General features: G+C 57.7%; 18 protein-coding genes, 3 tRNA genes and 1 pseudogene. 14 read left to right on the top strand and 8 right to left on the bottom strand.

Annotated features, from left to right (window positions below; all coding sequences use genetic code 11):
• Nucleotides 1-80: 80 nt before the first annotated feature.
• The 5 genes from csrA to QPL96_RS10900 all read left to right on the top strand — a co-directional run bounded on the left by csrA (nucleotide 81) and on the right by QPL96_RS10900 (nucleotide 1451).
• Complete coding sequence (csrA, locus tag QPL96_RS10920) at nucleotides 81-278, top strand: carbon storage regulator CsrA (RefSeq protein ID WP_008172808.1); 198 nt, start codon at nucleotides 81-83, stop codon at nucleotides 276-278.
• Between the two features lie 126 nt (nucleotides 279-404).
• Nucleotides 405-494 (top strand) — tRNA-Ser (locus QPL96_RS10915).
• A 62-nt stretch (nucleotides 495-556) separates the two neighbouring features.
• Nucleotides 557-633: transfer RNA gene (locus tag QPL96_RS10910), tRNA-Arg, on the top strand.
• 26 nt (nucleotides 634-659) lie between these two features.
• Nucleotides 660-736: transfer RNA gene (locus QPL96_RS10905), tRNA-Arg, on the top strand.
• A gap of 523 nt (nucleotides 737-1259) precedes the next feature.
• Nucleotides 1260-1451, top strand: coding sequence for a hypothetical protein (locus tag QPL96_RS10900; RefSeq protein WP_117620201.1), 192 nt, complete (start codon nucleotides 1260-1262; stop codon nucleotides 1449-1451).
• A 77-nt stretch (nucleotides 1452-1528) separates the two neighbouring features.
• Here the strand turns inward: QPL96_RS10900 and QPL96_RS10895 are convergent.
• Both QPL96_RS10895 and QPL96_RS10890 read right to left on the bottom strand, forming a co-directional pair.
• Nucleotides 1529-1711: pseudogene (locus tag QPL96_RS10895) on the bottom strand (hypothetical protein); the annotation flags it as partial.
• Between the two features lie 246 nt (nucleotides 1712-1957).
• Nucleotides 1958-2494 carry a DUF2058 domain-containing protein gene (locus QPL96_RS10890; protein WP_303287404.1) on the bottom strand — a complete coding sequence of 179 codons (537 nt, stop codon included), beginning with the start codon at nucleotides 2492-2494 and terminating at the stop codon, nucleotides 1958-1960.
• A 106-nt stretch (nucleotides 2495-2600) separates the two neighbouring features.
• Here QPL96_RS10890 and dbpA point away from each other — a divergent pair, with 106 nt between their 5' ends.
• The 4 genes from dbpA to QPL96_RS10870 all read left to right on the top strand — a co-directional run bounded on the left by dbpA (nucleotide 2601) and on the right by QPL96_RS10870 (nucleotide 7624).
• Nucleotides 2601-3974 carry an ATP-dependent RNA helicase DbpA gene (gene dbpA, locus QPL96_RS10885; RefSeq protein ID WP_303287403.1) on the top strand — a complete coding sequence of 458 codons (1374 nt, stop codon included), beginning with the start codon at nucleotides 2601-2603 and terminating at the stop codon, nucleotides 3972-3974.
• A gap of 223 nt (nucleotides 3975-4197) precedes the next feature.
• The gene (locus QPL96_RS10880) at nucleotides 4198-4449 is read left to right on the top strand and encodes an OadG family protein (protein WP_303287402.1); all 252 of its coding nucleotides are present in this window, start codon (nucleotides 4198-4200) and stop codon (nucleotides 4447-4449) included.
• 39 nt (nucleotides 4450-4488) lie between these two features.
• Nucleotides 4489-6276 (top strand): sodium-extruding oxaloacetate decarboxylase subunit alpha, encoded by a 1788-nt coding sequence (oadA, locus tag QPL96_RS10875; RefSeq protein ID WP_303287401.1) that lies wholly within the window; start codon nucleotides 4489-4491, stop codon nucleotides 6274-6276.
• Between the two features lie 13 nt (nucleotides 6277-6289).
• The gene (locus QPL96_RS10870; RefSeq protein ID WP_303287400.1) at nucleotides 6290-7624 is read left to right on the top strand and encodes a sodium ion-translocating decarboxylase subunit beta; all 1335 of its coding nucleotides are present in this window, start codon (nucleotides 6290-6292) and stop codon (nucleotides 7622-7624) included.
• 162 nt (nucleotides 7625-7786) lie between these two features.
• Here QPL96_RS10870 and QPL96_RS10865 read toward each other — a convergent pair whose 3' ends face one another.
• The 3 genes from QPL96_RS10865 to imuA are packed head-to-tail and all read right to left on the bottom strand — an operon-like array spanning nucleotide 7787 to nucleotide 13026.
• A complete protein-coding gene (locus QPL96_RS10865) occupies nucleotides 7787-10909 on the bottom strand; it encodes an error-prone DNA polymerase (RefSeq protein ID WP_303287399.1) in 3123 nt (1040 codons plus the stop codon).
• Complete coding sequence (locus tag QPL96_RS10860; RefSeq protein WP_303287398.1) at nucleotides 10909-12327, bottom strand: DNA polymerase Y family protein; 1419 nt, start codon at nucleotides 12325-12327, stop codon at nucleotides 10909-10911. The genes QPL96_RS10865 and QPL96_RS10860 overlap by 1 nt, the downstream gene beginning before the upstream one ends.
• Nucleotides 12328-12336: 9 nt before the next feature.
• Complete coding sequence (imuA, locus tag QPL96_RS10855) at nucleotides 12337-13026, bottom strand: translesion DNA synthesis-associated protein ImuA (protein WP_303287397.1); 690 nt, start codon at nucleotides 13024-13026, stop codon at nucleotides 12337-12339.
• Between the two features lie 128 nt (nucleotides 13027-13154).
• Between imuA and QPL96_RS10850 the strand changes: the two genes are divergently transcribed.
• The 4 genes from QPL96_RS10850 (at nucleotide 13155) to QPL96_RS10835 (ending at nucleotide 17845) form a co-directional block, all read left to right on the top strand.
• On the top strand, nucleotides 13155-13502 hold the full coding sequence (locus QPL96_RS10850; RefSeq protein WP_303287396.1) for a 4a-hydroxytetrahydrobiopterin dehydratase: 348 nt from the start codon (nucleotides 13155-13157) through the stop codon (nucleotides 13500-13502).
• Nucleotides 13503-13837: 335 nt separating this feature from the next.
• Entirely contained in the window at nucleotides 13838-14038 is a 201-nt protein-coding gene (locus QPL96_RS10845; protein WP_303287395.1) for a hypothetical protein, read from the top strand.
• A 548-nt stretch (nucleotides 14039-14586) separates the two neighbouring features.
• On the top strand, nucleotides 14587-16986 hold the full coding sequence (locus tag QPL96_RS10840; RefSeq protein ID WP_303287394.1) for a Lon protease family protein: 2400 nt from the start codon (nucleotides 14587-14589) through the stop codon (nucleotides 16984-16986).
• Nucleotides 16979-17845, top strand: a complete 867-nt coding sequence (locus QPL96_RS10835) for a universal stress protein (RefSeq protein ID WP_303287393.1) — start codon at nucleotides 16979-16981, stop codon at nucleotides 17843-17845. The genes QPL96_RS10840 and QPL96_RS10835 overlap by 8 nt, the downstream gene beginning before the upstream one ends.
• Before the next feature lie 183 nt (nucleotides 17846-18028).
• On the opposite strand, the gene ftsH is transcribed toward QPL96_RS10835, so the two are convergent.
• From ftsH to ggt, 3 genes are read right to left on the bottom strand one after another with little or no spacing between them, the layout of a single operon-like run.
• Complete coding sequence (gene ftsH, locus QPL96_RS10830) at nucleotides 18029-19939, bottom strand: ATP-dependent zinc metalloprotease FtsH (RefSeq protein WP_303287392.1); 1911 nt, start codon at nucleotides 19937-19939, stop codon at nucleotides 18029-18031.
• A complete protein-coding gene (locus QPL96_RS10825; RefSeq protein WP_303287391.1) occupies nucleotides 19936-20184 on the bottom strand; it encodes a thiamine-binding protein in 249 nt (82 codons plus the stop codon). The genes ftsH and QPL96_RS10825 overlap by 4 nt, the downstream gene beginning before the upstream one ends.
• 42 nt (nucleotides 20185-20226) lie before the next feature.
• Nucleotides 20227-21990, bottom strand: a complete 1764-nt coding sequence (ggt, locus tag QPL96_RS10820; protein WP_303287390.1) for a gamma-glutamyltransferase — start codon at nucleotides 21988-21990, stop codon at nucleotides 20227-20229.
• A 143-nt stretch (nucleotides 21991-22133) separates the two neighbouring features.
• Here ggt and purU point away from each other — a divergent pair, with 143 nt between their 5' ends.
• Nucleotides 22134-22988, top strand: a complete 855-nt coding sequence (gene purU, locus QPL96_RS10815) for a formyltetrahydrofolate deformylase (RefSeq protein WP_303287389.1) — start codon at nucleotides 22134-22136, stop codon at nucleotides 22986-22988.
• The last annotated feature ends 123 nt before the right edge of the window (nucleotides 22989-23111 follow it).

The following is a 23111-nucleotide window of genomic DNA, read 5'->3' as shown; positions in this document are numbered from 1 at the left end:
AAGTGGTCTCACTATAAAAGCAATAAGTAGATTAAAAACCATTTGTCGGAACAGGTAGCTCTGGATAGGGAGTAAGGGAAATGTTGATTCTAACTCGCCGCGTAGGTGAAACTCTGATGGTCGGAGACGATATCACCGTCACCGTTCTGGGAGTGAAGGGCAATCAGGTGCGCATTGGCGTCAATGCCCCGAAGGAAGTTGCGGTGCACCGCGAAGAAATCTATCAGCGAATTCAGTCGGAAAAAGGCTCCGAAGAGCCGGAACCTGGCAACAGCTGAGAGACGAAAAGCCGTTCATGGGAAGCCTGAACGGCTTTTTTGGTTTTCGGGGATATCGAGGCGGAAAAAACTCGTGTCAACCCTATGAAATCAGAAAAATTATGGTAGTATACGCCCCGTTCTCAAGGAGAGGTGGGTGAGTGGCTGAAACCAGTTCCCTGCTAAGGAACCGTACGAGCAATCGTACCGAGGGTTCGAATCCCTCCCTCTCCGCCATTTCCTTCACGGAAAAGTGAGACAGGTTGATCTGGCATTCAACCACAGCAAGTGATCAATGTGCGGCTGTAGCTCAGCTGGATAGAGTACCTGGCTACGAACCAGGCGGTCGGAGGTTCGAATCCTCCCAGCCGCGCCACCGATCAACTTTGTCATCAGTTTCAAGCGGCTGTAGCTCAGCTGGATAGAGTACCTGGCTACGAACCAGGCGGTCGGAGGTTCGAATCCTCCCAGCCGCGCCATACCAAGATCAAAGCGCCTTAGTCTGTGCCCCCCCCACAGGTTGAGGCGTTTTGCTTTGTATAGCTGGGAGGATTGGAACCGATAAGAGGTTCGACCGAAACCCATGCAGTGGGTTGAGGAACGCCGGAGCAGCGCGACGGCGGCCCCGAAGGGGAAGGGCCGAAGGCCCGCCTAATCCTCCCAGCCGCGCCATACCAAGATCAAAGCGCCTTAGTCTGTGCCCCCCCACAGGTTGAGGCGTTTTGCTTTGTATAGCTGGGAGGATTGGAACCGATAAGAGGTTCGACTGAAACCCATGCAGTGGGTTGAGGAACGCCGGAGCAGCGCGACGGCGGCCCCGAAGGGGAAGGGCCGAAGGCCCGCCTAATCCTCCCAGCCGCGCCATATCAAATAAAACCCCGACCCCGCGCGGGGTTTTATTTGCGCTTAGTCAATTTTCGATTGATTAATGTTTGCGTAAATCTCGTCTCCGCCTAACCTCTAAGATGCAAGGAAATCGTTTAGCAAGCAAGAGGCCTATTCATGAATAAGACAATAAACGGCGCCTACCAAGATCACGTCCAGGCCAAGAATGCCTGGGACGATTTGATCGCAACCGGTATCCCGCGCGATAACATTTTCATCGATGAGGAAGCCAAGGTGGTGAAAGTCAGCGTGCCTGCGGAGACCGAACGGGAAATCCTGGAGATCTTCGAGCGGCACCAGCTCAACTAAAATATTGGCTGGTAAAAAAAGCAGAGGAGGTAGGGAGCGGTGAATTGTTTCCGGTCCCCCTTTTGCTATTGGCTGGCTTAAAGTCTGAAACGGAAAACCAGGTTCTGCAGTTCGCTGCCGAGCCTGGCCAGTTCGCTGCTGGAGCTTGCGGTCTGCTTGGATGAAGCTGCGGAGTGGTCGGTCACGTCCCTGATACTGGTAATGTTCTGGTTGATCTCTTCAGCCACCGATGTCTGTTGTTCGGATGCCGTGGCAATCTGGCTGGTGACCATCGACAGTTCCCCGGAGGAAGCTGCGATGTTGGAGGCGCTGGATTCGATGCTTCTGACCAGTTCCCGGAGGCTGGTGATCATGGTCGCCAGGGCGGCCATCAAGAGGCCAATCTCATTGCTTCCGGCTGCGTATACCAGAACTTTACAGTTACAGTTGATTACCGGGTGTTTTCGAACGTGATACGGAATAGAGGATTGCTGAGAATTTAAAGCTATCGGAATTGAGCTGCCGGCTTACCACATCAGATCATCAGGGATCTCATAACCCGCATAGGGGTCATCCTCTCCGGCGTCATCCTTCTTGCGGTCATGGAGCACGACAACGGCATTCCCGTCACGTTCCATAATCTTCCGGGCAACGCCCTCTGCCACGATCTGGTAATTGTCGTTGACACAGACAATGGCCAGTCGGCCGCGGGACAGCTGATCGACCATTTTGTCGTCGACAAAAATCTTCTTGATCTTCTTGCCATGGACAAACTGATAGGAGGTCTCGCCCCGGCTGCGGTCGAGGCGGTTCGATTCAACCAATTGGCGGATCTGTGCCTGGATTGCTTTCCTCTCAGCTGCGAGCTGGCGCTCAAGGTTCAGCTGGCGATCACGTTCTGCCTTTTCTTCGCGGGCCTGGCGTGCCCGGATTTCGGCTTCGTTAACCTGAACCGCGCCCTTGGGCTGCTGCTTGCGTCGCTTGCGCTTTTCACTGCGAATGGATTTGGCTTTTTTCTCATCGGCAAGGCCGGCTTTCAGCAATTGGTCCTGAAGGGATGCCATCAGTAACTCCGTTCTTTAGTTGCAAATTCTGGTATCATTTGGGCCTAGTATACGCCCTCATTATTGCCTTCATAACCAGCATCCGCTGATTCCGGGATTTTCTTTTATGTCTTCTTTTAACGACTTCGGTTTGTCTTCTGCCATGCGTGCAAATCTTGAGCAGCTGGGTTTTGCAAAACCCACCGAGATACAGGCAAAGGCGTTAGCCCCAGGGCTTGCCGGTAAAGACGTGATTGCCATGGCAAAAACCGGGAGTGGTAAAACCGCTGCATTTGGCGTCAGCCTGATTGAGCGGCTGAATCCCCGGTTGTTTGCAGTGCAGTCGTTGATTTTATGTCCGACCCGGGAGTTAGCGGATCAGGTGGCGAAGGCGTTGAGGGAACTGGCCCGTGCCCGCGAGAACGTCAAGATACTGACTCTGTGCGGAGGTGTGTCGATCGGGCCGCAGATCGGTTCACTCAGTCACGGGGCGCACATTGTTGTTGGCACGCCGGGGCGGGTTCAGGATCACCTGCGCAAGGGAACTCTCTCGCTCGCGCGCCTGAAGACTGTCGTTCTTGATGAAGCAGACCGGATGCTGGATATGGGATTTCAGGATGCAATGGAAGACATCCTCTCGCAGACACCAGGCTCGCGGCAGACCATGATGTTCTCGGCAACCTGGCCGGCGTCTATCCGTGAACTCAGCAAACAGTATCAGAAAGATCCGGTGGACGTGCGCGCAGAAACAGCTGGCGGGAATCCGGACATCGAAGAGCTGTTCTACGAGGTGTCGCCCCGGCAGAAGGCGGATGCCATTGTGGCGCTGCTCTCCGAGAGACAGCCCGGGTCCTGCATTGTTTTCTGTGCCACAAAGCAGCAGTGTGACGAGATGGCGGAAGACCTGGTCAACCGGGGGTTTTCGGCGCTGGCGTTGCATGGTGATCTGGAACAAAGGGATCGTGACAGTGTGCTGGTGCGTTTTGGTAATCAAAGCTGTTCGATTCTGGTTGCCACCGACGTGGCTGCCCGTGGTCTGGATATCAAGTCCCTGCCGTTCGTCATAAATGCGGAACCGGCACGGGACCCTGAAGTTCACACCCACCGCATCGGACGTACCGGGCGAGCGGGGGAGCAGGGCCATGCAGTTACCTTCTGCGTGCCGTCCCAGGGACATAAGATCAGCCGGATTGAATCCGAGCGTGGGCGTAGCGCGGTCTGGGGAGACACCGAACTGCTTCTGGCTGTGCCGGTAAAACCGGTTGTTCCTGCCATGCGAACCCTGTGCATAGCCGGTGGTCGCAAGGACAAGATCCGTCCAGGGGATGTGTTGGGGGCGTTAACGGGGGAGGCTGGTATTCCCGGCAAAGCGGTTGGCAAGATAGATCTGTTTGATCACCAGTGTTTTGTGGCTGTTGAGAAGTCGCAGGCAGACACAGCTTTGTCGAGATTGGAAAGTGGCAAGGTCAAAGGCCGCAAAATTCGCGTCCGGTATGCCTGAATGAGAATTGCTTCGGGCGGCATGATATTCGTGACTGAAAGCTCTGACGCTCGGAAACTCCTTATAGATTTTCGTATTCAGGTTGCCCGGGGACACTGAAACCGGTAAATTACGCCGGATTTTGCCACCCGAATTGTTACGGAATGACACTAGACTTTGGTCTAACTCGTCAGGCCGGGCAGGGTTCGGGAGAACCATAAATCAATACAGGTAGCTGTTCGATATGAATGACCTGATGTCACAAACCGTCGATCTGACGATTGCCGGAATGGGGTTTGTGTTCGTGTTCCTGATTGTTCTGGTATTCGCGACACTCCTTATGTCCAAACTCATAGGACGGTTTGCGCCGCCAGAGCCGGCAACCCCGGCCAAAACACCATGTGCCAAGCCAAAGGCGCCCGCGCCGGTTGACCCTGACACCGCCGAGGCCATCAAGAAGGCGATTGCGCAATTCCGGGCGCGCCACAAGAAGTGATCCGGTAAAGATAGAACCTTTAAACAGAAGGCTGACACGATGACTGACACAAAGAAACCGTTGGGGATTACGGACGTTATCCTGCGTGACGCCCACCAGTCCCTGCTTGCCACCCGTATGCGGCTGGATGACATGCTGCCTATTGCCGAGAAACTCGACAAGGTCGGTTTCTGGTCTCTGGAATCCTGGGGCGGAGCCACCTTTGATTCCTGTATCCGCTACCTGGGCGAAGATCCCTGGGAGCGCATTCGCGAGCTGAAAAAAGCCATGCCCAATACACCGCAGCAAATGCTCCTGCGTGGTCAAAATCTTTTGGGTTATCGTCACTATGCAGACGACGTGGTCGAGCGATTTGTTGAGCGGGCCGCCGAGAACGGCGTAGACGTATTCCGTATCTTTGATGCGATGAATGACCCTCGCAATCTGGATACCGCCATCAAGGCCGTTCGCAAGACCGGCAAACACGCCCAGGGCACCATCTCCTACACCACCAGCCCGGTGCACACCATCGAAATGTGGGTAGAGCTGGCGAAGGAAATCGCCTCCATGGGCGCGGATTCCATCGCCATCAAGGACATGGCCGGTATTCTCAAGCCGTACGTGGCTTTTGATCTGGTCAGCCGCCTGAAGAAAGAACTGGACATCCCAATTCACATGCAGTGCCACGCAACCACCGGCATGTCTACCGCCACCGCCATCAAGGCCGCAGAGGCCGGTATTGATAACGTGGATACGGCGATCTCTTCGATGAGCATGACTTATGGCCATTCGCCGACTGAAGCAGTGGTTGCGATTCTTGAAGGTACTGATCGCGACACAGGCCTGGACCTGAACCTGCTGGAAGAGATTGCCAGTTACTTCCGTGAAGTCCGTAAGAAGTATGCCAAGTTTGAAGGCAGCCTCCGGGGTACCGATTCCCGCATTCTGATCGCCCAGGTGCCGGGTGGCATGTTGACCAACATGGAAAACCAGTTGAGAGAGCAGAACGCGAGCGATAAATTTGACGAGGTTCTGGCTGAAATTCCCAAGGTCCGCGAGGACCTGGGTTACATCCCGCTGGTAACTCCCACGTCCCAGATCGTGGGTACCCAGGCGGTATTGAATGTTCTGACAGGCGAGCGTTATAAGTCCATCTCCAAAGAAACCTCCGCAATCCTCAAAGGCGAGTACGGTGCGGCACCGGCTCCGTTCAACAAGGAGCTTCAGGAGCGCGTTCTGGATGGAAAAGAGTCTGTTACCTGTCGTCCGGCGGATCTGATTGAGCCGGAAATGGATAAGCTGACCGATGAGCTCAAGAAGCTGGCGGAGGAAAAGGGCGTCAGGCTGGCGGAAAACACCGTAGACGACGTTCTGACCTACGCGCTGTTCCCGCAGATCGGTTTGAAGTTCCTTGAAAACCGTGACAACCCGGATGCCTTCGAGCCGGTTCCGACCGCAGAAAGTGCCGCTCCCGCCAAGAAGGCTGACGGCCCCGAGACTTACACTGTGGAGGTGAATGGCAAGAAGTTCGTGGTTGCCGTTTCCGAGGGTGGTGAGATCACCCAGATTCAGGGTGAAGGTAGTGCGGCTGCTGCACCGGCGGCTACCTCCGCACCGGCACCCGCTGCCGGTGAAGGTGAGCCGGTGGTTGCGCCTCTGGGCGGCAACATCTTCAAGGTTCTGGTTTCTCCGGGTGACGCCGTGGAGGAGGGCGATGTGCTGATCATTCTCGAGGCCATGAAAATGGAAACCGAGATCCGCGCACCCAAGGCCGGTACTATTGGTGAAATCTTCATCAAGGTCGGTGATGCCGTCTCTCCTGATGATGAAATGCTGACAATCGCATAAGGGCCAGCATTCCATGGAAAAATTAATAACACTGTGGACAGGTAGTGGCCTGTTCAACATTGAGCCGGGCCAGGTGATCATGATCGCCATTGGCCTGTTGCTTCTCTATCTTGCGATCAACAAGAAATTTGAGCCGTTGCTTCTTGTGCCCATCGGGTTTGGTGGCATCCTGGCGAATATTCCGGAGGCGGGGCTTGCCCTGACTGCGGCGGAGAACGCAATCCACTTCGCCCTGAAGGACGAGGCGACGCAGGTTCTGGCTGCGCTGGCCGCGCCGCTGGATGTGGTCTATCAGGCGGGGCAGGCCATAACGCCTGAGTTGAAAGAAGCCTTCAAGGTTGCTGTCAAGGAGGCCAGCTACTCTGAAATGGCCATGGCGAACTCCCTTGCCCAGGACTTCGGCTATAGCAATGGCATGCTGTACAACTTCTATCTGGTTGTTATCGGCAGTACCGTGGGTCCGCTGATCATTTTCATGGGCGTAGGCGCGATGACAGACTTCGGTCCGTTACTGGCGAACCCCAAAACCATGCTGCTAGGCGCCGCTGCCCAGTTCGGTATCTTTGGTACGGTGCTGGGTGCGGCCTTGCTGGACTGGGCCGGTATCCTGGATTTCACCATTCTGGAAGCGGCAGCCGTTGGTATCATCGGTGGTGCCGATGGTCCGACTTCGATTTATGTGTCCACTGTTTTGGCACCACATCTGTTGGGTGCTATTGCAGTCTCTGCCTACGCCTATATGGCGATGGTTCCGATGATTCAGCCGCCGATCATGAAGGCGCTGACGTCTCTGGAAGAGCGCAAGATCAAGATGTCCCAGTTGCGCCCGGTGAGCAAGAAGGAAAAGATTATCTTCCCTCTGGTGGTATTGATCGCTGTGGTTCTGTTCCTGCCGGATGCGGCGCCGCTGTTAGGTATGTTCTGTTTCGGTAACCTGATGCGTGAATGTGGCGTGGTGGAGCGTCTGAGTGACACCGCCCAGAACTCACTGATTAACATTGTGACTATTTTTCTCGGGCTGTCTGTTGGTTCCAAGCTGATGGCGGACAAGTTCCTGGATGCCCAGACTCTGGGCATTCTGGCACTGGGTATCGGCGCATTCGGTGTCGGTACCGCGAGTGGTGTTCTGATGGCGAAGCTGATGAACAAGTTCAGCAAGGAGAAGATCAACCCGTTGATTGGTTCAGCCGGTGTGTCTGCGGTGCCGATGGCAGCGCGGGTGTCCAATAAGGTTGGCCTGGAAGCCAACCCGCAGAACTTCCTGCTGATGCACGCAATGGGCCCAAACGTGGCTGGTGTTATCGGCTCTGCGGTTGCTGCTGGTGTGATGATCAAGCTCCTGAGCTGATCTCTCTGCGCTGCTTTGAGAAAACCCCGTTGGGCTTTGGCCTCACGGGGTTTTCTCGTTCCACACCCGCCCCATGATCTTCGGAGTTATCGCATCAAAAAAGCCTGTAAATCGGATTAGGCAAAGCCGTACTCCGACAGACTTAATCTGCAAGTTGAGGACTTAATGAAAGTTCCTGGAATGAACCGGCAGCGACCGAATCAGGTGGCTAAGGTCCGAAAGCCGCCCCGCCATCACATGAACAATATCCCCCTGTCGCTCCAGCACTCCCTTCACATGCAACAACCGGGCGGTTAATAGCGGTTTACGTTGCCGCCGTGCCGTTTCCAGCCACACCACCACATTCACATTCCCGGTTTCGTCTTCCAGGGTGACGAAGGTAACGCCTGAGGCGGAGCCGGGGCGTTGGCGGCCGGTGACGAGGCCGGCGACCTGGACGGGGATGCCCGCTTTGGTGGTTTTCAGTTGTTCGGCACTGAGGCAGAACCGAAGATGGCCCTGTTCCCGGAGCAGGGCCAGAGGGTGGCGCTGGAGGGTCAGGCCCTGGCTGGAATAGTCGGCCAATATGTTCTGGCCTTCGGTGGGTTCCGGTAGCTGGTGACAATATTCCGGTTGGTCGTCGACAACCGTTTCTTCAGAGAACAGTTCGGCGGGCTGTTCGTGGTCGAGTAGTTGCCAGTAGGCCTGGTGGCGGTTGGCGGTGAATGCCGGCATGGCGTTGGCACCGGCGAGCAGTTCCATATCCCGCTGGTTCAGGGTGGCCAGGCGGCGAAGTTCGCCGGCAGAGCGGTAGCCGTCTGCTGGCCGGTTCTGATGGATGCGCTCGGCGCCATTAACGGGCAGGCCCCGGATGATTCTCAGGCCCAGGCGCAGGTGGCGTTCGTTTCCTTCCAGGGTGTGGTCCCACTGACTCACATTAACATCCGGCGGCAGCACTGTGACGTTGTGACGCCGGGCGTCCTGAGCCAGTTGAGAGGGGGAGTAGAATCCCATGGGCTGGCTGTTGAGCAGGGCGCAGTAGAAAGCTGCCGGGTAATGGCGTTTGATCCAGGCGGAGACGTACACCAGCAGGGCAAAGCTGGCGGCGTGGGATTCGGGGAAGCCGTAACCGCCGAAGCCGCAGATTTGCTGGTACAGCCGCTCGGCGAAGTCGGCATCGTGCCCGCGCTCAAGCATGCCGGTGACCAGTTTTTCCCGGAACGGGGTCAGGTCGCCATGGGACTTCCAGGCAGCCATGGCCCGGCGCAGTTGGTCGGCTTCGCCGGCGGAGAAGCCGGCCGCCACCATGGCCAGCTTAATTACCTGTTCCTGGAAGATGGGCACACCGAGCGTGCGTTCCAGTACCTTGCGCACGGCATCGTTCGGGTAATCCACCGGCTCCAGGCCGTGCTTGCGGCGCAGGTAGGGGTGTACCATGTCACCCTGGATGGGCCCCGGCCGCACGATGGCCACTTCGATCACCAGGTCGTACCAGGTTTCCGGTTTCAGGCGGGGCAGCATGTTGATCTGGGCCCGGGACTCCACCTGGAATACCCCGATGCTGTCGCCAGTCTGGAGCATGGCATAGGTAGCCCGGTCTTCCTGGGGGATGTCCTGTATCCGGAAGGGCCGGCCCTTTTCTTCGCTGATCAACTCCAGCGCCTTGCGAATGGCGGAGAGCATGCCGAGGGCCAGCACATCCACTTTCATCAGGCCCAGGCTCTCGAGATCGTCCTTGTCCCACTGGATCACGGTGCGGCCGGCCATGGCGGCGTTTTCCACCGGCACCAGTTCAGCCAGTGGCCCGGCGCTGATCACAAAACCACCAACATGCTGGGAGAGGTGGCGGGGAAAGCCGAGCAGAGTGTTGACCAGGGTAAAGAACTGATCCGCCACTTGCGGGTTGCGGGTGATTTTCTTGTCCAGAATCTGCTGGCGCCAGTTGGTGGCCTTATCCCGCCAGTCGATGCCCTCCAGCAGCTGCTCCACCAGGGCTGGATCAAACCCCAGGGCCTTGCCGACATCGCGAATGGCGCTCTTGGGCCGGTAACGGATAACGGTAGCGGCCAGGGCGGCCCGCTCACGGGAATAGCGCTGGTAAATATACTGGATAACCTCTTCCCGCCGTTCGTGCTCGAAATCCACATCGATATCGGGTGGCTCGTCGCGGTCTTTGGAAATAAAACGCTCGAACAGAAGCTCCACCCGGGCCGGGTTTACCTCGGTGATGCCCAGGCAGTAACAGACCGCGGAATTGGCGGCGGAACCCCGACCTTGGCACAGGATGCCCTGGCTGCGGGCAAAGACCACGATGTCGTGGATGGTGAGGAAGTAATGCTCATACTTCATCTCCGAGATCAGGCCCAGCTCCTTGCGGATCAGGTTTTGAACCTGAAGCGGTGCACCCCCGGGATAGCGCTTTCGCTCGCCTTCACGGGTCAGGCGCTTCAGGTAACCAGCAGGGGATTCGCCTTCCGGCACCAGATCTGGCGGGTATTCATAACGCAGGCTGCCGGGCTCAAAGGTGCACTGGCTGGCAATGGCAAGCGTTTCGTGCAGCCAGGCTTCCGGAAACAGCCGTTGCAGAACGGGCAGGGGGCGCAGGTACCGCTCGCCATTCTGGAACAGGCAGTGGCCGGCATTCTCCAGGTTGGTGTGATTGCGCAGGGCTGTTAGCACATCCTGCAGAGGTTGGCGCTCCCGGCTGTGCATGTGCACCTCACCCACGGCAGCAACAGGAATGCGCAGCTGGTCGGCCAGCCAGTGTATCCGGGCAAGCCGCTGCTCCTCGCCGGATTCCAGGGTGCGGGCCGCGGCAATCCAGATCCGGGGGTCAAACAGGCGGGCCAGCCACTCGCCGCAGGCCAGGGCCTGATCGGAATCCGCCTCGGTGGGTGAGGGGGGCAGCCACAGGCACAGGCAGTCATCCAGGGTGTGGGTTTCAATGTCCCGGTAAAACAGCTGATACTGGCCTTTCTCGGCCCGGCGACGGCCGGTGGTGATCAACTGGCAAAGCTGGCCATAGCCTTTGCGTGTACGAGCCAGAAGAATAAAACGGGGCATGGTTGCGCCGGCTGGCGCATTCGACAGCTCAAACCAACTGCCGGTAATGAGTTTTACCGGGCTGTCTGCCAGCGTCGCCCAGGCCCGCGGAATGCCGGCAACGGAGCAGGCATCGGTGATGGCCAGAGCCTTGTAGCCAAGCTCGTGCGCCTGTTCGGCCAGTTCGTGTGGGTGAGAGGCACCGGTCAGAAAGGTGAAATTGCTGAAGCAGAACAGCTCTGCGTACTGATGATGTTCAGGCATCAGCCGAACCAGCCATGCACAAACCAGCCTCCGCGGGCATCCCGGAAGACCCAGGCCAGTTGGCCGCTGTTTAATTGGGCAACGTAGTAATCCCGGTGCACCCGCTGACCATCCCACCAGCCAGCGCTAATCCGCTCCGGGCCGGCAAACCAGGCGGCTGGCGCCTCGGTCAGCGGTTGCGGGTCTTTCAACAGCCAGAAAGGGCGCCTTGGCAGCTCTTCAGCCGGTGTTAACGGCGTTCCGGTTTTACGCAGAACTTCCGAGGCCGACCAGGCCCGTTCGGGGCGATGGTCGGCCTGGGGTGACAGTTGCCTGAGGGCCTGATCGCCCAGACGCGCCCGCAAGCGGCTGATCAGGGTATGCCAGGCTTCATTCAGATCCTGGGTTTCGCCCAGCAGATCCTGCCCGGCGGGCGCTTCCCGGGACAGGAAGCGCTTCACCAGCAGAACCATTGAGATAACTGGCGCGCTCAGGGAATGCTGCTCCAACCGCAGGCGAATCAGGTTGAGGAAATTATCGGCCCGGTGCTCCGGCCCGGACGTGCGGATCTGCAACCGGGTTGGTTCCGCATGCCGGTGCCTCAGAACCAGCCGCAGGCTGTCGGTATCCTGCTGGCGCCAGCAAAGGTCTTTCTCCAGTTCCGTGAGTATGCGCTGGAGCGGAAACAGCAGCCCCTGTGTGTGCTCAATCTCCTGTCCGAAATCCGCCTGTTGCCGGAACGAGTGGGGCGGTTGCCAGGGTGCCCGGGGATCCGGCCGGGTGCCCTGGATTTTCTGGGTATAAGCCAGAAGTTCCGGAGACAGGCGGCGTGCCAGCTCGTTGGACGGCAGATCAAAAACCTCCCCCAGCGTGTTCAGCCCCAGGCGTTGCAGGCGCATACAGGCTTTCTCATCGAATTCCGCGGCAAGCAGGGGTATCTGGCTCAGGGTTCGCTGAATATGGCCCTTGTCAGTTGTGCATTCCCCCTTACCAGCGCGGGCAATCAGACGGGCCGCCAGGGGTGTGTAGCCAACCCCGATCCAGGCATTCAGGTGGCGCTCATTCAGCCCCTGTTCCACCGTTAGCCAGGCAGCAGGCAACCCGCCGTACAGTTTCTTCAGGCTGCCAACTTCAGCCAGAATGCCATCCGGCGGCATCAGCACAATGTGGGCGGCATAGTGATACAGCCAGCGGGCCTGGTCTTCCAGAATCCTGGCTTCCTGAGTCTCATCAGCGCGCACCATGCCCAGACCCGGCACCAGACTGATGGCGGTTTTCAGACGCATACCGCTACGAATACCCTGGCTCCTGGCTTCGGGGCAGGCCTGGATCACCTTCTGGCCAGAGCCTTCCACAATCACCAGCGCGCCCTGGTTTTCACGGGAGTGGCGAATATGGTCCAGCAGCAGGTGCGGGAAATGCAGATACAGCCACAGCATGGAGAAGGATTACCCGGTTGAACCCGACCAGGGGCTCTGGACAACCCGGGTGGTTTCACGGAACGAGAGATCAGCCCGCTGGGCCATGGCCAGTGAACAGCGCTGCCTGGGCCAGCTTCCACGGCGTTTGACAACATTCACCTTGAGATCCTGCTGCTCGCCCGGCTCCAGTTCCAGGCGCAGGACAGCTGGAGAATTCTGCCCGGCGTAACGCCGCTCCCGGAACAGCACGCACACATTGCTACCGGCTTCGGCCGCCAGTTGCAGGCGCCGGACTTCCCGGGAAGCGAGTTTTCCCGGCCAGGCCATCACCAGACCCGTTACCGCTGAGCGAAGGCAGTTTTCCAGTGTCCACAGAAAGTCGCCCTCATCCTCGGTATGGATCAACACCACCTGATCCAGCTTCACGCCTTCCCGGGCCAGAGCGGGCGCATAAGGCGTGTGCGGCGGGTTCAGCCAGAACACGGTTTTACCCTCCCTGCACAGCCGCTGCATGAGTGGCAGCAACAAGTGCAGCTCACCAATACCCGGTGCATCCAGAAGGCATTCACTCAGGGCACCCCGGGGCCAGCCCAGGCCGCCAAGCTGGTTATCCAGAACCTGATATCCGGTTGGTTCTGCAGGTTGTGTGGTCTGGATGTGACGGTGCCCCTGCCAGACACGGGCATCCTGCATCAGCGTGTTCAGAAGCTCGCTCATGATGAAAGTTCTCAATATACTGTTTAAATATACAGTATATTGAGAATGGCAGGATTTCAAGGGGAGGGTTGATAAAACGAACGGCCAGGCCCACGCTTGTAGTACAGCCATCAGCCATGGAGGTTGAGATGAGTGACCTGAAAGAACACAGCTGCGAAGCCTGCAGCCCCAACGTGCCCAAGGCGACTGAGGAAGAAAAGCAGCAGTTGCACAAGAGCGTGCCAGACTGGGAGATTCTGAACATTGACGGCGAAGAACAGCTTTACAAGGTTTACAAACTCAAAAACTTTGTTAAGGCCCTGGAATTTACCAACAAGATCGGCGATCTCGCCGAAGCCGAGAATCATCACCCTGTGATTGTTCTGGAATACGGAAAAGTCGCGGTAAGCTGGTGGAGCCACGAAATTGGCGGCCTGCACAAAAATGACTTCATCCTGGCGGCACGAACCGATGCTGCGTTTAACGACATGCAATAATCTGGGTTGCGGCGGAATCCGGATGCCGCCGCCCTCCTGCCGGCTACCGGAGATCCTGAACATAGCTGCCAACGCTTCCAACTACCTTGACAGAGGGGGGAGGGCGGGGATCGTGACCAAGATCAATCGCAAAAGTGTGATCGTGCTGGCAGAGGACGGTAAGGCACAATACAAGGTCTCCCCAGGATTACTCAGGCCTCTTCGTGACGTGAAGTAAAGTAAGCCCACTACGTCGTGGAATGAACGTGCAGTTAGCGGTATAGGTTTGCATGAAATTGCTTTGGTTCTTAGAATGGCAAAAAACCCAGCGAAATATAAAATGAGGTATATCAGCTATGGAACCCGATAAATTGATGGAAGGCATTTCCAAGGAGATGTCTGCCGCTCTGAAAGTTATGGGTAAAGCCAAGACGGCTGAAGAAAAGCTCATGTACAGTGAGATAGTAAAAAACCTGAGCGAATCGCTTGGGGTTTTTCTCGGTTTGATGAGCGAGCTGTCATATATGGAAGATGATGATGGACCAATGCCATTTTAAAATGGCAAAACTTAAAATATCGATGGTTTAAACAGTCTCCCCCCTCTGTCACGATAGTTGGCAGCAGATTCAATTGGGCTCTAATGGACCAGGCTTTTTCAACCCAGCGCCTGAGCGGCCCGGGCAAAGGTCTCACCGGATGCGGCCGTCATCAAGTCAATGCCAGAACCCAACCTCGCGGCCCTGGAGAACGAGTATATCGCCCGCGATGGAGATCCCTTGCAATTTCGCTTCCGAATTGTCTCAAATAACCTATAGTTTCCTCACGAGGGGGTGTCAATTTCTTCCATCGACAGAGTGTGCTCGTTCCGGACCGTTCTGATAAGCAGGTAATCGGCTATGTCTGCCAACATACGAAAAGCCGCCATTGCGTACGCACAACCTGCGCAACTTCATGACCGCATACGTCGGGCTGTACTTCTGGGACCCTCTCATCGTTTGCCTTTGAGAGGCATTGCTGCCCCGCCTGCAGTCCCTGCCCCGGGTTGGCTATCTGGATTCGCCTCTAAGGTACTTCGCTATACCGTCGAATCCATCAGGAGGATGTAATGCCATTACCCGCCCCGCTATCCGAAGAACAGGTTTACCACGGTTGCCCAACGGAAAAGCTGGATTTCATCACCACGGACGATCTTGAAGACCTCGAGCAGCCCTGCGGGCAGGATCGTGTTCTGAGGGCGCTGGAGTTCGGGGCAAGTATGCAGGCCAGTGGGTTCAATCTGTTTGTCCTGGGGCCTTCTGGGGCAGGCAAGCACGAACTGGTGGAGCGGTTCCTCTCGCAACATGCGGCGAGACAGCCGGTACCCCCCGACTGGTGCCATGTATTTAACTTTGGGTTTTCAGACCGTCCGAAAGCCATCCAGTTGCCGGCCGGGGAGGGGCAGCAGTTCAAGAAAGGCATGGATGACCTGGCGGAGGAATTGCGCACGGCCATCCCGGCGGCCTTTGAGAGTGAGGAATACCAGGCACGGCTGCAGGAGTTGCAGGAAGAAATGGCAAAACGCCAGCATCAGGGCCTGTTTGAAATCCAGGAGGAGGCAAACCGCAATAACATTGCGATGATCACCACACCGGCTGGCTTTACCTTTGCGCCTATGCGAAAGGGCGAAGTGATTGACCCTGAAGAATACAAAACCTTCTCTGATGAAGAGAAGCAGCTGATCGAATCCAAGGTCGAGGAGTTGCAAAAGAAACTCCAGCAAACCATCCAGCAGGTTCCCAGGTTGCGGAAGGAAGTTCGGGAGCGCGTGCATGCCCTGAACGAGGAAATGGTGCAACTGACCCTGGGTGGCCCCATTGGCGAACTGCGGGAGAAATGGTCGCATCTGCCGGACGTTGTTGACTACCTGGATGCAGTGCGGGAAGACGTGGTTGAGCATGCAGAAGCCTTTCAGGGCAGCGATAACGGTCCCCCGGCCGGTTTGCTGGCGCGCTACAGGGTCAACCTCCTGGTGGACAATGCGGACACTTTGGGGGCACCGATCATTTATGAGGACTTGCCCAATCACCAGCATCTGGCCGGGCAGATTGAGCACCGGGCCCACCAGGGTAATCTCTACACCGATTTCACCCTTATTCGCGGCGGCTCCGTGCACCGGGCCAGCGGTGGGTATCTGATCATCGACGCCCGTCGTGTGCTGACCCAGCCAATGGCATGGGAGAGTCTTAAGCGAATCCTTTTCTCTGGTGAAATCCGGATCGAGTCGCTGGAGCGGCTCTATGGGCTTGTCAGCACCGTCAGCCTGCAACCAGAGCCGATTCCGGTTTCGGTCAAGGTGCTGCTGTTGGGGGATCGGATGTTGTACTACCTGCTTTCCCATTATGACCCCGATTTTCTGGACCTATTCAAGGTGGAAGCGGATTTCGAGGATGATCTGGATCGGAACGACGACTGCTACGAGCTGTATTCCCGAATGATCGCCACCATGGCCAGAACACTCGAAATACGGGCCCTGGAACGTGACGCGGTAGCGAGGCTGATTGAGCATGCCAGCCGGCTGGCGGCGGATCAGCGTAAGCTGACCGCCCATGATCGGGTGCTTCGGGATATTCTGAGTGAGGCAGACCACTGGGCTGGCCAGTCCAGTGCCGATACCGTTGAAGCCCGCCACATCCAGCAGGCCATCGATGAGCGTGAATACCGTGCCAGCCGGGTTCGGGAGCGAAGCCGGGAGCAGATAAGCCGGGGCATTGTGATGATAGCCACGGAAGGTGAGGAAGTGGCCCGGGTCAACGGTTTGTCGGTGCTCAGGCTTGGCGCTTCCATGTTCGGGCAGCCCACGAGGATTACGGCAACGGCCCGGCCGGGGAAAGGCCAGGTTGTGGATATAGAGAGAGAGGCCAAGCTCGGCGGTCCGATCCACAGCAAGTCCGTGATGATTCTTTCCCGGTTTCTGGCGAGCCGATATGCGGGCGAGGGTGATTTGTCGTTGTCTGCAAGTCTGGCTTTTGAGCAGTCTTACGGCGGTGTAGAGGGGGATTCCGCCTCGGTGGCGGAAACCTGCGTGCTGCTTTCCGCAATTTCCCGGGTTCCGCTGAAGCAGTCCTTTGCCGTGACCGGGTCCATGAATCAGCATGGTGAGGTTCAGGCGGTGGGTGGCGTCAATGAAAAAATAGAGGGCTTTTTTGACGTTTGCCGGGAGGCAGGTGAAATAGGGGGGCAAGGGGTCTTGCTGCCGGCGAGTAATGTGGAGCATCTGATGCTCAGAGCGGACGTGCGCCAGGCGATTGCCGAAGACCGGTTCCGGATTTATCCAGTCTCTGACATCAATCAGGCCATTGAGCTTTTAACCGGCCTGGAGGCCGGGGAACCCGGCAGTAGCGGGGAGTTTCCCGAGAACAGCTTCAACCGGCGGGTTGCCGAGCGGCTGGCGAGGTTCGCTGAAGCCAGTAAGAAGCGGGATGACAACGCAGACGCGAACAGCAGTGGGGGCAAAGGTAGTGACTGACGCACCTGCAGATCAGGCTAACCCCGGCACGGCAACCGGACGTGTGTTGGTACTGCTGGATGGCTCCAGAATGAGTTATGCCGCACTGGGGGCAGCGGCAGAAATTGCTGCGAATACCGGTGCCGATGTTCTGGGTGTGTTTGTTGAGGAACTGAACCTGCTGCGCAGTGCGGGTTATGATTTTGCCAGAGAGGTCGGCTCGGCGTCCGGCGTTAGCCGGCCCTTTGACCCGACCAAGCTTGAGCAGCGCATGCAGAGGCTGGCTGGCCAGGCTCGTTGTGCTCTTGCTGGCGCCGTGGCCCATTACGGTGGCCGGCATACTCTGAGCATCGCCCGTGGCAGTGTTGTTGAGGAGGTGCTCGCGCTGGCAGGGCCCCAGGATCTTCTGGTTCTTGGTCGGGTTGGCTGGTCCTCGGCACCCGGGGCGCGGCTGGGCTCCACGGCAAGAGGCCTTCTTCGCCGGTCGCCGGGCAGGGTATTGTTCTGGTGCGAAAGGCGGGTCTTGCCACAGGGCAGGGTTGTGGTCTTTCTCAATGACCACGAGGATGCAAATCGCCGCGCTATCAGGGCAACGGCAGAGGCAGTCAGGCATTCCCATCAGCCTGTGACGCTGTTACTGGGTTCGGGTTCGGAGATGCCACTGGAAGCCTTTCAGGCCATCAGGCAGGACCTCGGTATTCCGGAGTCAGACCTTCGTGTACGGTCGCTTCCTGCGACCGATCCGGTTACCGTTGTCCAGGTTTTGCGTCAGGAGAAGGCCGCCCAGTTGGTGCTCAGCCGGGAATGTACCTTGCTTCAGGAGCCCGGCGCGGAGCAGCTGCTGGTGGCCCTGAATCTTCCGGTAACGGTCACGCCATGAAAGCCCCTCGTTTTTTAAAGGCCAGATGCTCTGATGTTCCTGGATATTCTCCATCTGATTTCTCAGGATATCGCTCCGCGATCCAGGCTCGAGCACCACTGGGGCCCACCACTGGGAGTCGTGGTGGGGTTCTGCATGGCGCTGTTCAGTCATGACCTTGTGGGCCAGGTCTGACCCGGCCGGTCAGGCAATTTTGCGAGCATCCTCCTTGCGGAGGATTTCCTCGACGTCTTCGGCAGACAGGGTTTCCGCTTTCAGCACCGCTTTGGCCAGCGCTTCCAGCTGGTCGCGGTGATCCGTCAGGAAATCCAGGGTCGCTTTTTCCATCGCCAATAACTGTGCCTGGATTTCCGCATCGATCATTTCTGCCATTTTTTCACTGAACTCTCTTGGCAGCCCCATTTCCCGGCCAAGGAATACATGCTCTTCTCCAATGCTCAGGCCGAGGGGGCCGATCTTCTCGCTCATCCCCCACTGGCCAATCATGCGGCGAATCAGTGTCGTGGCTTCCTTCAGGTCGTTCTGGGCGCCGGTGCTGACTTCGCCATAAACCAGTTTTTCCGCACAGCGACCTCCGAGCATTACCTTGATTCGATCCTTCAGGTAGCTTTCCGTATAGGTGTAATGGTCTTCCCTCGGGGTCTGTTCAGTGACACCCATGGCCATGCCGTGAGGAATGATAGTGAGCTTGGTGAGTGGGTCGGCGTTGGGCATGTAATAGGCCATGATGGCGTGGCCACATTCGTGATAGGCCACCGCTTTCCGCTCTTCGGGAGACAGCCGGGCGTCCCGCTCCTCGCCAAGGATAATCCGGTCCCGGGCGACCTCAAAACAGCGGGCGCTCACTTCATGGAGGTTTTCCCGGGCTGCGGTGAGCGCGGCCTCGTTTACCAGGTTCTTCAGGTCTGCGCCGGAGAAACCGATGGTCCGGGCGGCCAGTTGCTCCAGGTCGACATCAATGGCCAGTGGCACCTTGCGAACGTGAACCTGCAGGATCGCGGTACGTGCGTCCTTGTGGGGCCGGTCCAGGGTGACCTTGCGGTCAAACCGCCCCGGGCGGAGCAGCGCGCTGTCCAGGACATCGGGCCGGTTGGTGGCGGCCAGTACCAGGACATTCTCGTGGGCCTCGAAGCCATCCATCTCGGTCAGGATCTGGTTCAGGGTCTGTTCCCGCTCATCGTGGCCACCGCCCAGGCCGGCGCCCCGGGAGCGGCCGATGGCGTCCAGTTCGTCGATGAAGATCAGAGCTGGCGCGTCCTTCCGGGCTTCCTGGAACATATCCCGCACCCGGGCTGCACCCACACCCACGAACATTTCAATAAATTCCGAGGCGCTGATGCTGTAAAAGGGCACTTCTGCTTCGCCGGCGATAGCCCTGGCCAGCAGGGTCTTGCCGGTGCCCGGCGGGCCAACCAGCAGAACACCCTTGGGCATGACGGCACCCAGGGCCCGATACTTTTCGGGGGATTTCAGGAAGTCGATAATCTCCGCGATTTCCCGCTTGGCAGACTCGATGCCGGCCACATCATCGAGTGTGGCTGTAGAGGTTTCCCTGCGCGCCTTCCGCGCCTTTGAACGGCTGAAATCAAAGGGGCCGCCTCCCTGGGTCATACGCTTCTGGGCTGCGCCCCAGAACCAGAACATCAGCGCCAGCAGCAGTATCCAGGGCAGGAATCCACGAATCAGCTCCTGCCACCAGGGCAGACCCGAGGGCATCGCCCTGATGGTCACCCCTTGTTCTTCGAGAAGGCCCAGTAGTGAGGGATCTTCCATGGGTGGGCGTATGGTGCGAAACCCCGGCGTGCTTGCCTGGGACGGGGTGTCAGAACTGAATGATGCCGCGCCACTGTCGGTGAACAGGCCGGTAATCGCCTCTTCCTTGAGTGTGACTTCTGAAACCTGATCGTTCACCACCGCGGTTTTGAAGTCGGAATAGGCCAGTTCCCGAAGCTGTGGCTGCCCACCGTCCTGCAGCCAGAGCACCATCAGGAAAATGGCGGCACTGAGCCACAGGAACGAGTACTGGTTGGGTATTGCCGGTTGCGGATTGTTCCCCGGCTGTTGCGGATTGCCTGTCCCGTTCGGTGCTGTCATTTCGGTCTCCGGTCGCCCTCCATGATCTTCGCCACGAAGACGGATTTGCCGTAAGTCTCGAATGACCACTTCATGGTATCCGAGAGAACCTTCATAACCTCATCATAGTCGCCGAAAATTTCCGTGCTCATGCGGCCCGGATAAACTTCCAGCCCGGTTTCCTCGAGTCGGGCGATGAGGTCCCGTATCGGCTGTTTATACTCTTGCTTCAGGGGATAACAGCTTAGTTGTACAGAAAGATACATAATGCCTCCGGTCAGGTCAGTGACCCTGGTCAATTACTGTCATCAGTAGCCCATGGCCGACGATGTGCTTCGCCTTGGATCCGCGCCACCGTACAGAGTACCGTCTTTACCCACCATAATACTCTGGATGGCGCCCATTGCTGAACCACGGACAACGGTGTGCCCCCGCTCCTCCAGCAGGCGAATTGTGTCCGAGCTGATGCCCTGCTCAATGCGAATCTCATCCGGCAGCCACTGATGGTGCATGCGCGGCACGCTTACCGCCGTCTGGATGTTCATGCCATGGTCAATCACATTCAGGATCACCTGCAAGGTGGTGGTAATAATCCGCGAGCCTCCCGGGCTGCCGGTTACCAGCACATTTCTGCCGTTCTTCTTGACGATGGTGGGCGACATGGAGCTCAGCATGCGTTTGCCGGGCTCAACCTTGTTGGCTTCGCCGCCAATCAGGCCGTAGGCATTTGGCACGCCGGGCTTGGCACTGAAGTCGTCCATTTCGTTATTGAGCAGGAAGCCGGCGCCTTCCACCGTGATGCCGGACCCGTAGCTGAAATTGATGGTGTAGGTGTTGGACACCGCATTGCCCCATTTGTCCACCACCGAGAAATGCGTGGTTTCCGGGCTTTCCCAGGCAGCCGGCTGATCGGGCTTGATCTCGCTGGCAGGGCGGGCTTTTTCTGGATTGATGGTTTTTCGGAGTTCTTCTGCATAGCCCTTGCTGGTAAGGCCTTCCAGGGGCACGTCTACGTAGTCGGTATCGCCGAGGTATTTCGAGCGGTCAGCGTAGGCGAGTTTCATGGCCTCCGCCATGTAATGAATCGCATCGGCCGAATTATGACCGAAGTCGGCCATCGGAAAGCCTTCCAGAATGTTGAGGATCTGGACAATGTGAGTGCCGCCGGAGGAGGGCGGCGACATGGAAAAGATATCGTACCCGCGATAGGTACCGTGAACTGGAGTGCGGACCTCCGGGCGATAGTCTTTCAGATCCTCAAGGGTGATCAGGCCGCCGTACCGGGCCATTTCGTCGGCGATCAGCCTGGCGGTTTTGCCCTCGTAAAAGCCTTTTACACCGTGATCCGCAATCCGCTGCAGGGTGTCCGCCAGTTCCGGCTGGTGAAACCGCTCGCCAGGCTGCCAGGCGCTGCCGTCTGCTCTATAAAAGGTGGCAAGAGTGGCCGGCCAGCGTTCAAGTCTTTCGCGGGCTTGTTCCAGGCCTTCGGTAAAGCGCTGGGGGACAATAAATCCTTCCCGGGCCAGTCTGATGGCCGGTGCCAGTGCCTGTTTCAGGGAGATGGTGCCGTAGCGCTCCAGCGCCAGCGCAAGGCCGGCCACGGTTCCGGGCACACCTGCGGCCAGGTGGGTGAAGCGGCTGCGATCACGGACCACATTGCCGGATTCGTCCTGAAACATCGCCTCTGTAGCGGCGGCGGGCGCTTTCTCGCGGTAATCAATGGCCTCCGGCTCTGAGCCATCGCCTTTGGATATCAGCATGAAACCGCCGCCGCCAATGTTGCCGGAGCGGGGCTGGGTTACTGCCAGGGCAAATCCGGCCGTGACCGCGGCATCAACGGCGTTGCCTCCATCCCTGAGCACGTCCAGGGCTACTTCGGTGGCCAGGGTGTGGCTGGTTGCTACCATGCCCTGTTTCGCGGTGGCCGGGTGAAACCGTTCGCCCTCAAGAATGGCCTGCCCGAACGCCGGCCCGATAACCACAAGAAAAGCGAGGGCTGTTGCAATCGAAAGGCGGCCTGAGCGTGCTCTGGCGAGGTTTTTGATTGTGTGTTGGTAGAGGCCCCTGTCCATATCTCCATTCCTCGTTTCTGGCGCTCAGATAGGCTATGATAGCCGGTCATTTTCATGGGTGTGTACCGTTAACCTGCCGTTAATGCCGGTGGTGATTCCCCGACACACCTGCTTTCCCGGATTTCAGTTAAGGAAAGGCTTTCATGGAGCATACCTATCGTCTTGTGATTTCCTGCCCTGATCGGGTGGGAATTGTCGCCAAGGTGAGTAATTTTCTGTCCACCTATAATGGCTGGATTACCGAGGCGAGTCACCACTCGGACACCCATACCGGCTGGTTTTTCATGCGGCACGAAATCAAGGCCAGCTCGATTCCGTTTGGCCTGGATCAGTTCCGTGCCGCGTTCGAGCCCATTGCCCGTGAATTCAACATGCACTGGCACATTGCCGATTCGGCGCAGCCGAAGAAAGTCATCCTGATGTGCAGCAAGGAATCCCACTGCGTAGCCGATTTGCTGTACCGGTGGCACAGCAGGGAGATCAATGCCGAGATTGTGGCGGTCATTTCCAATCACGATGACCTTCGCAGAATGGTGGAATGGCACGAGATTCCTTACCACCACGTGCCAGTCAGCAAGGAAAACAAGGCGGATGCCTTCGCCCATATCGACGATCTCTTCCACAAATACGAAGTGGATGTGGTGGTGCTGGCCCGGTACATGCAGATCCTTCCGGGCGAACTGTGTGAAAAGTACGCGGGCAAGGTGATTAACATTCACCACAGCTTCCTGCCATCTTTTGCCGGTGCCCGCCCCTACCACCAGGCCTACAGCCGGGGCGTAAAGCTGATTGGCGCGACCTGCCACTACGTGACCCAGGACCTCGACGAGGGCCCGATCATTGAGCAGGACGTCATCCGCATCACCCACAGTGACTCCATTGAGGACATGGTTCGCCTGGGCAAGGACGTGGAAAAGAACGTGCTGGCCCGCGGTCTGCGTTCCCACATCGAAGACCGGGTGATTACCTTCGAAAACAAGACTGTGGTGTTTGATTAGGGCTGCCTCACAGTTGCCCCGGAAAGGGTGCGACTGTGATAGACTTGGCGGCTTGTTGAAGAATAATTATGGGGCCCGGACACGGCCCCGATACGACTTCCAGATAACGCAAAGGAACCTTTC

This window comes from Marinobacter sp. SS8-8, assembly GCF_030540945.1.
Lineage (GTDB): Bacteria > Pseudomonadota > Gammaproteobacteria > Pseudomonadales > Oleiphilaceae > Marinobacter.
This window is presented reverse-complemented; position numbering and strand designations above follow the sequence as displayed.

Excerpts from the sequence above, each read along its gene's own strand:
- QPL96_RS10890 (WP_303287404.1), bottom strand. The coding sequence starts at position 2,494 with ATGGCATCCCTTCAGGACCAATTGCTGAAAGCCGGCCTTGCCGATGAG.
- dbpA (WP_303287403.1), top strand. The coding sequence starts at position 2,601 with ATGTCTTCTTTTAACGACTTCGGTTTGTCTTCTGCCATGCGTGCAAAT.
- imuA (WP_303287397.1), bottom strand. The coding sequence starts at position 13,026 with ATGAGCGAGCTTCTGAACACGCTGATGCAGGATGCCCGTGTCTGGCAG.
- ftsH (WP_303287392.1), bottom strand. The coding sequence starts at position 19,939 with ATGACAGCACCGAACGGGACAGGCAATCCGCAACAGCCGGGGAACAAT.
- QPL96_RS10860 (WP_303287398.1), bottom strand. The coding sequence starts at position 12,327 with ATGCTGTGGCTGTATCTGCATTTCCCGCACCTGCTGCTGGACCATATT.
- QPL96_RS10900 (WP_117620201.1), top strand. The coding sequence starts at position 1,260 with ATGAATAAGACAATAAACGGCGCCTACCAAGATCACGTCCAGGCCAAG.
- ggt (WP_303287390.1), bottom strand. The coding sequence starts at position 21,990 with ATGGACAGGGGCCTCTACCAACACACAATCAAAAACCTCGCCAGAGCA.
- purU (WP_303287389.1), top strand. The coding sequence starts at position 22,134 with ATGGAGCATACCTATCGTCTTGTGATTTCCTGCCCTGATCGGGTGGGA.
- QPL96_RS10880 (WP_303287402.1), top strand. The coding sequence starts at position 4,198 with ATGAATGACCTGATGTCACAAACCGTCGATCTGACGATTGCCGGAATG.
- QPL96_RS10840 (WP_303287394.1), top strand. The coding sequence starts at position 14,587 with ATGCCATTACCCGCCCCGCTATCCGAAGAACAGGTTTACCACGGTTGC.
- QPL96_RS10865 (WP_303287399.1), bottom strand. The coding sequence starts at position 10,909 with ATGCCTGAACATCATCAGTACGCAGAGCTGTTCTGCTTCAGCAATTTC.
- QPL96_RS10850 (WP_303287396.1), top strand. The coding sequence starts at position 13,155 with ATGAGTGACCTGAAAGAACACAGCTGCGAAGCCTGCAGCCCCAACGTG.
- csrA (WP_008172808.1), top strand. The coding sequence starts at position 81 with ATGTTGATTCTAACTCGCCGCGTAGGTGAAACTCTGATGGTCGGAGAC.
- QPL96_RS10845 (WP_303287395.1), top strand. The coding sequence starts at position 13,838 with ATGGAACCCGATAAATTGATGGAAGGCATTTCCAAGGAGATGTCTGCC.
- QPL96_RS10825 (WP_303287391.1), bottom strand. The coding sequence starts at position 20,184 with ATGTATCTTTCTGTACAACTAAGCTGTTATCCCCTGAAGCAAGAGTAT.
- oadA (WP_303287401.1), top strand. The coding sequence starts at position 4,489 with ATGACTGACACAAAGAAACCGTTGGGGATTACGGACGTTATCCTGCGT.
- QPL96_RS10870 (WP_303287400.1), top strand. The coding sequence starts at position 6,290 with ATGGAAAAATTAATAACACTGTGGACAGGTAGTGGCCTGTTCAACATT.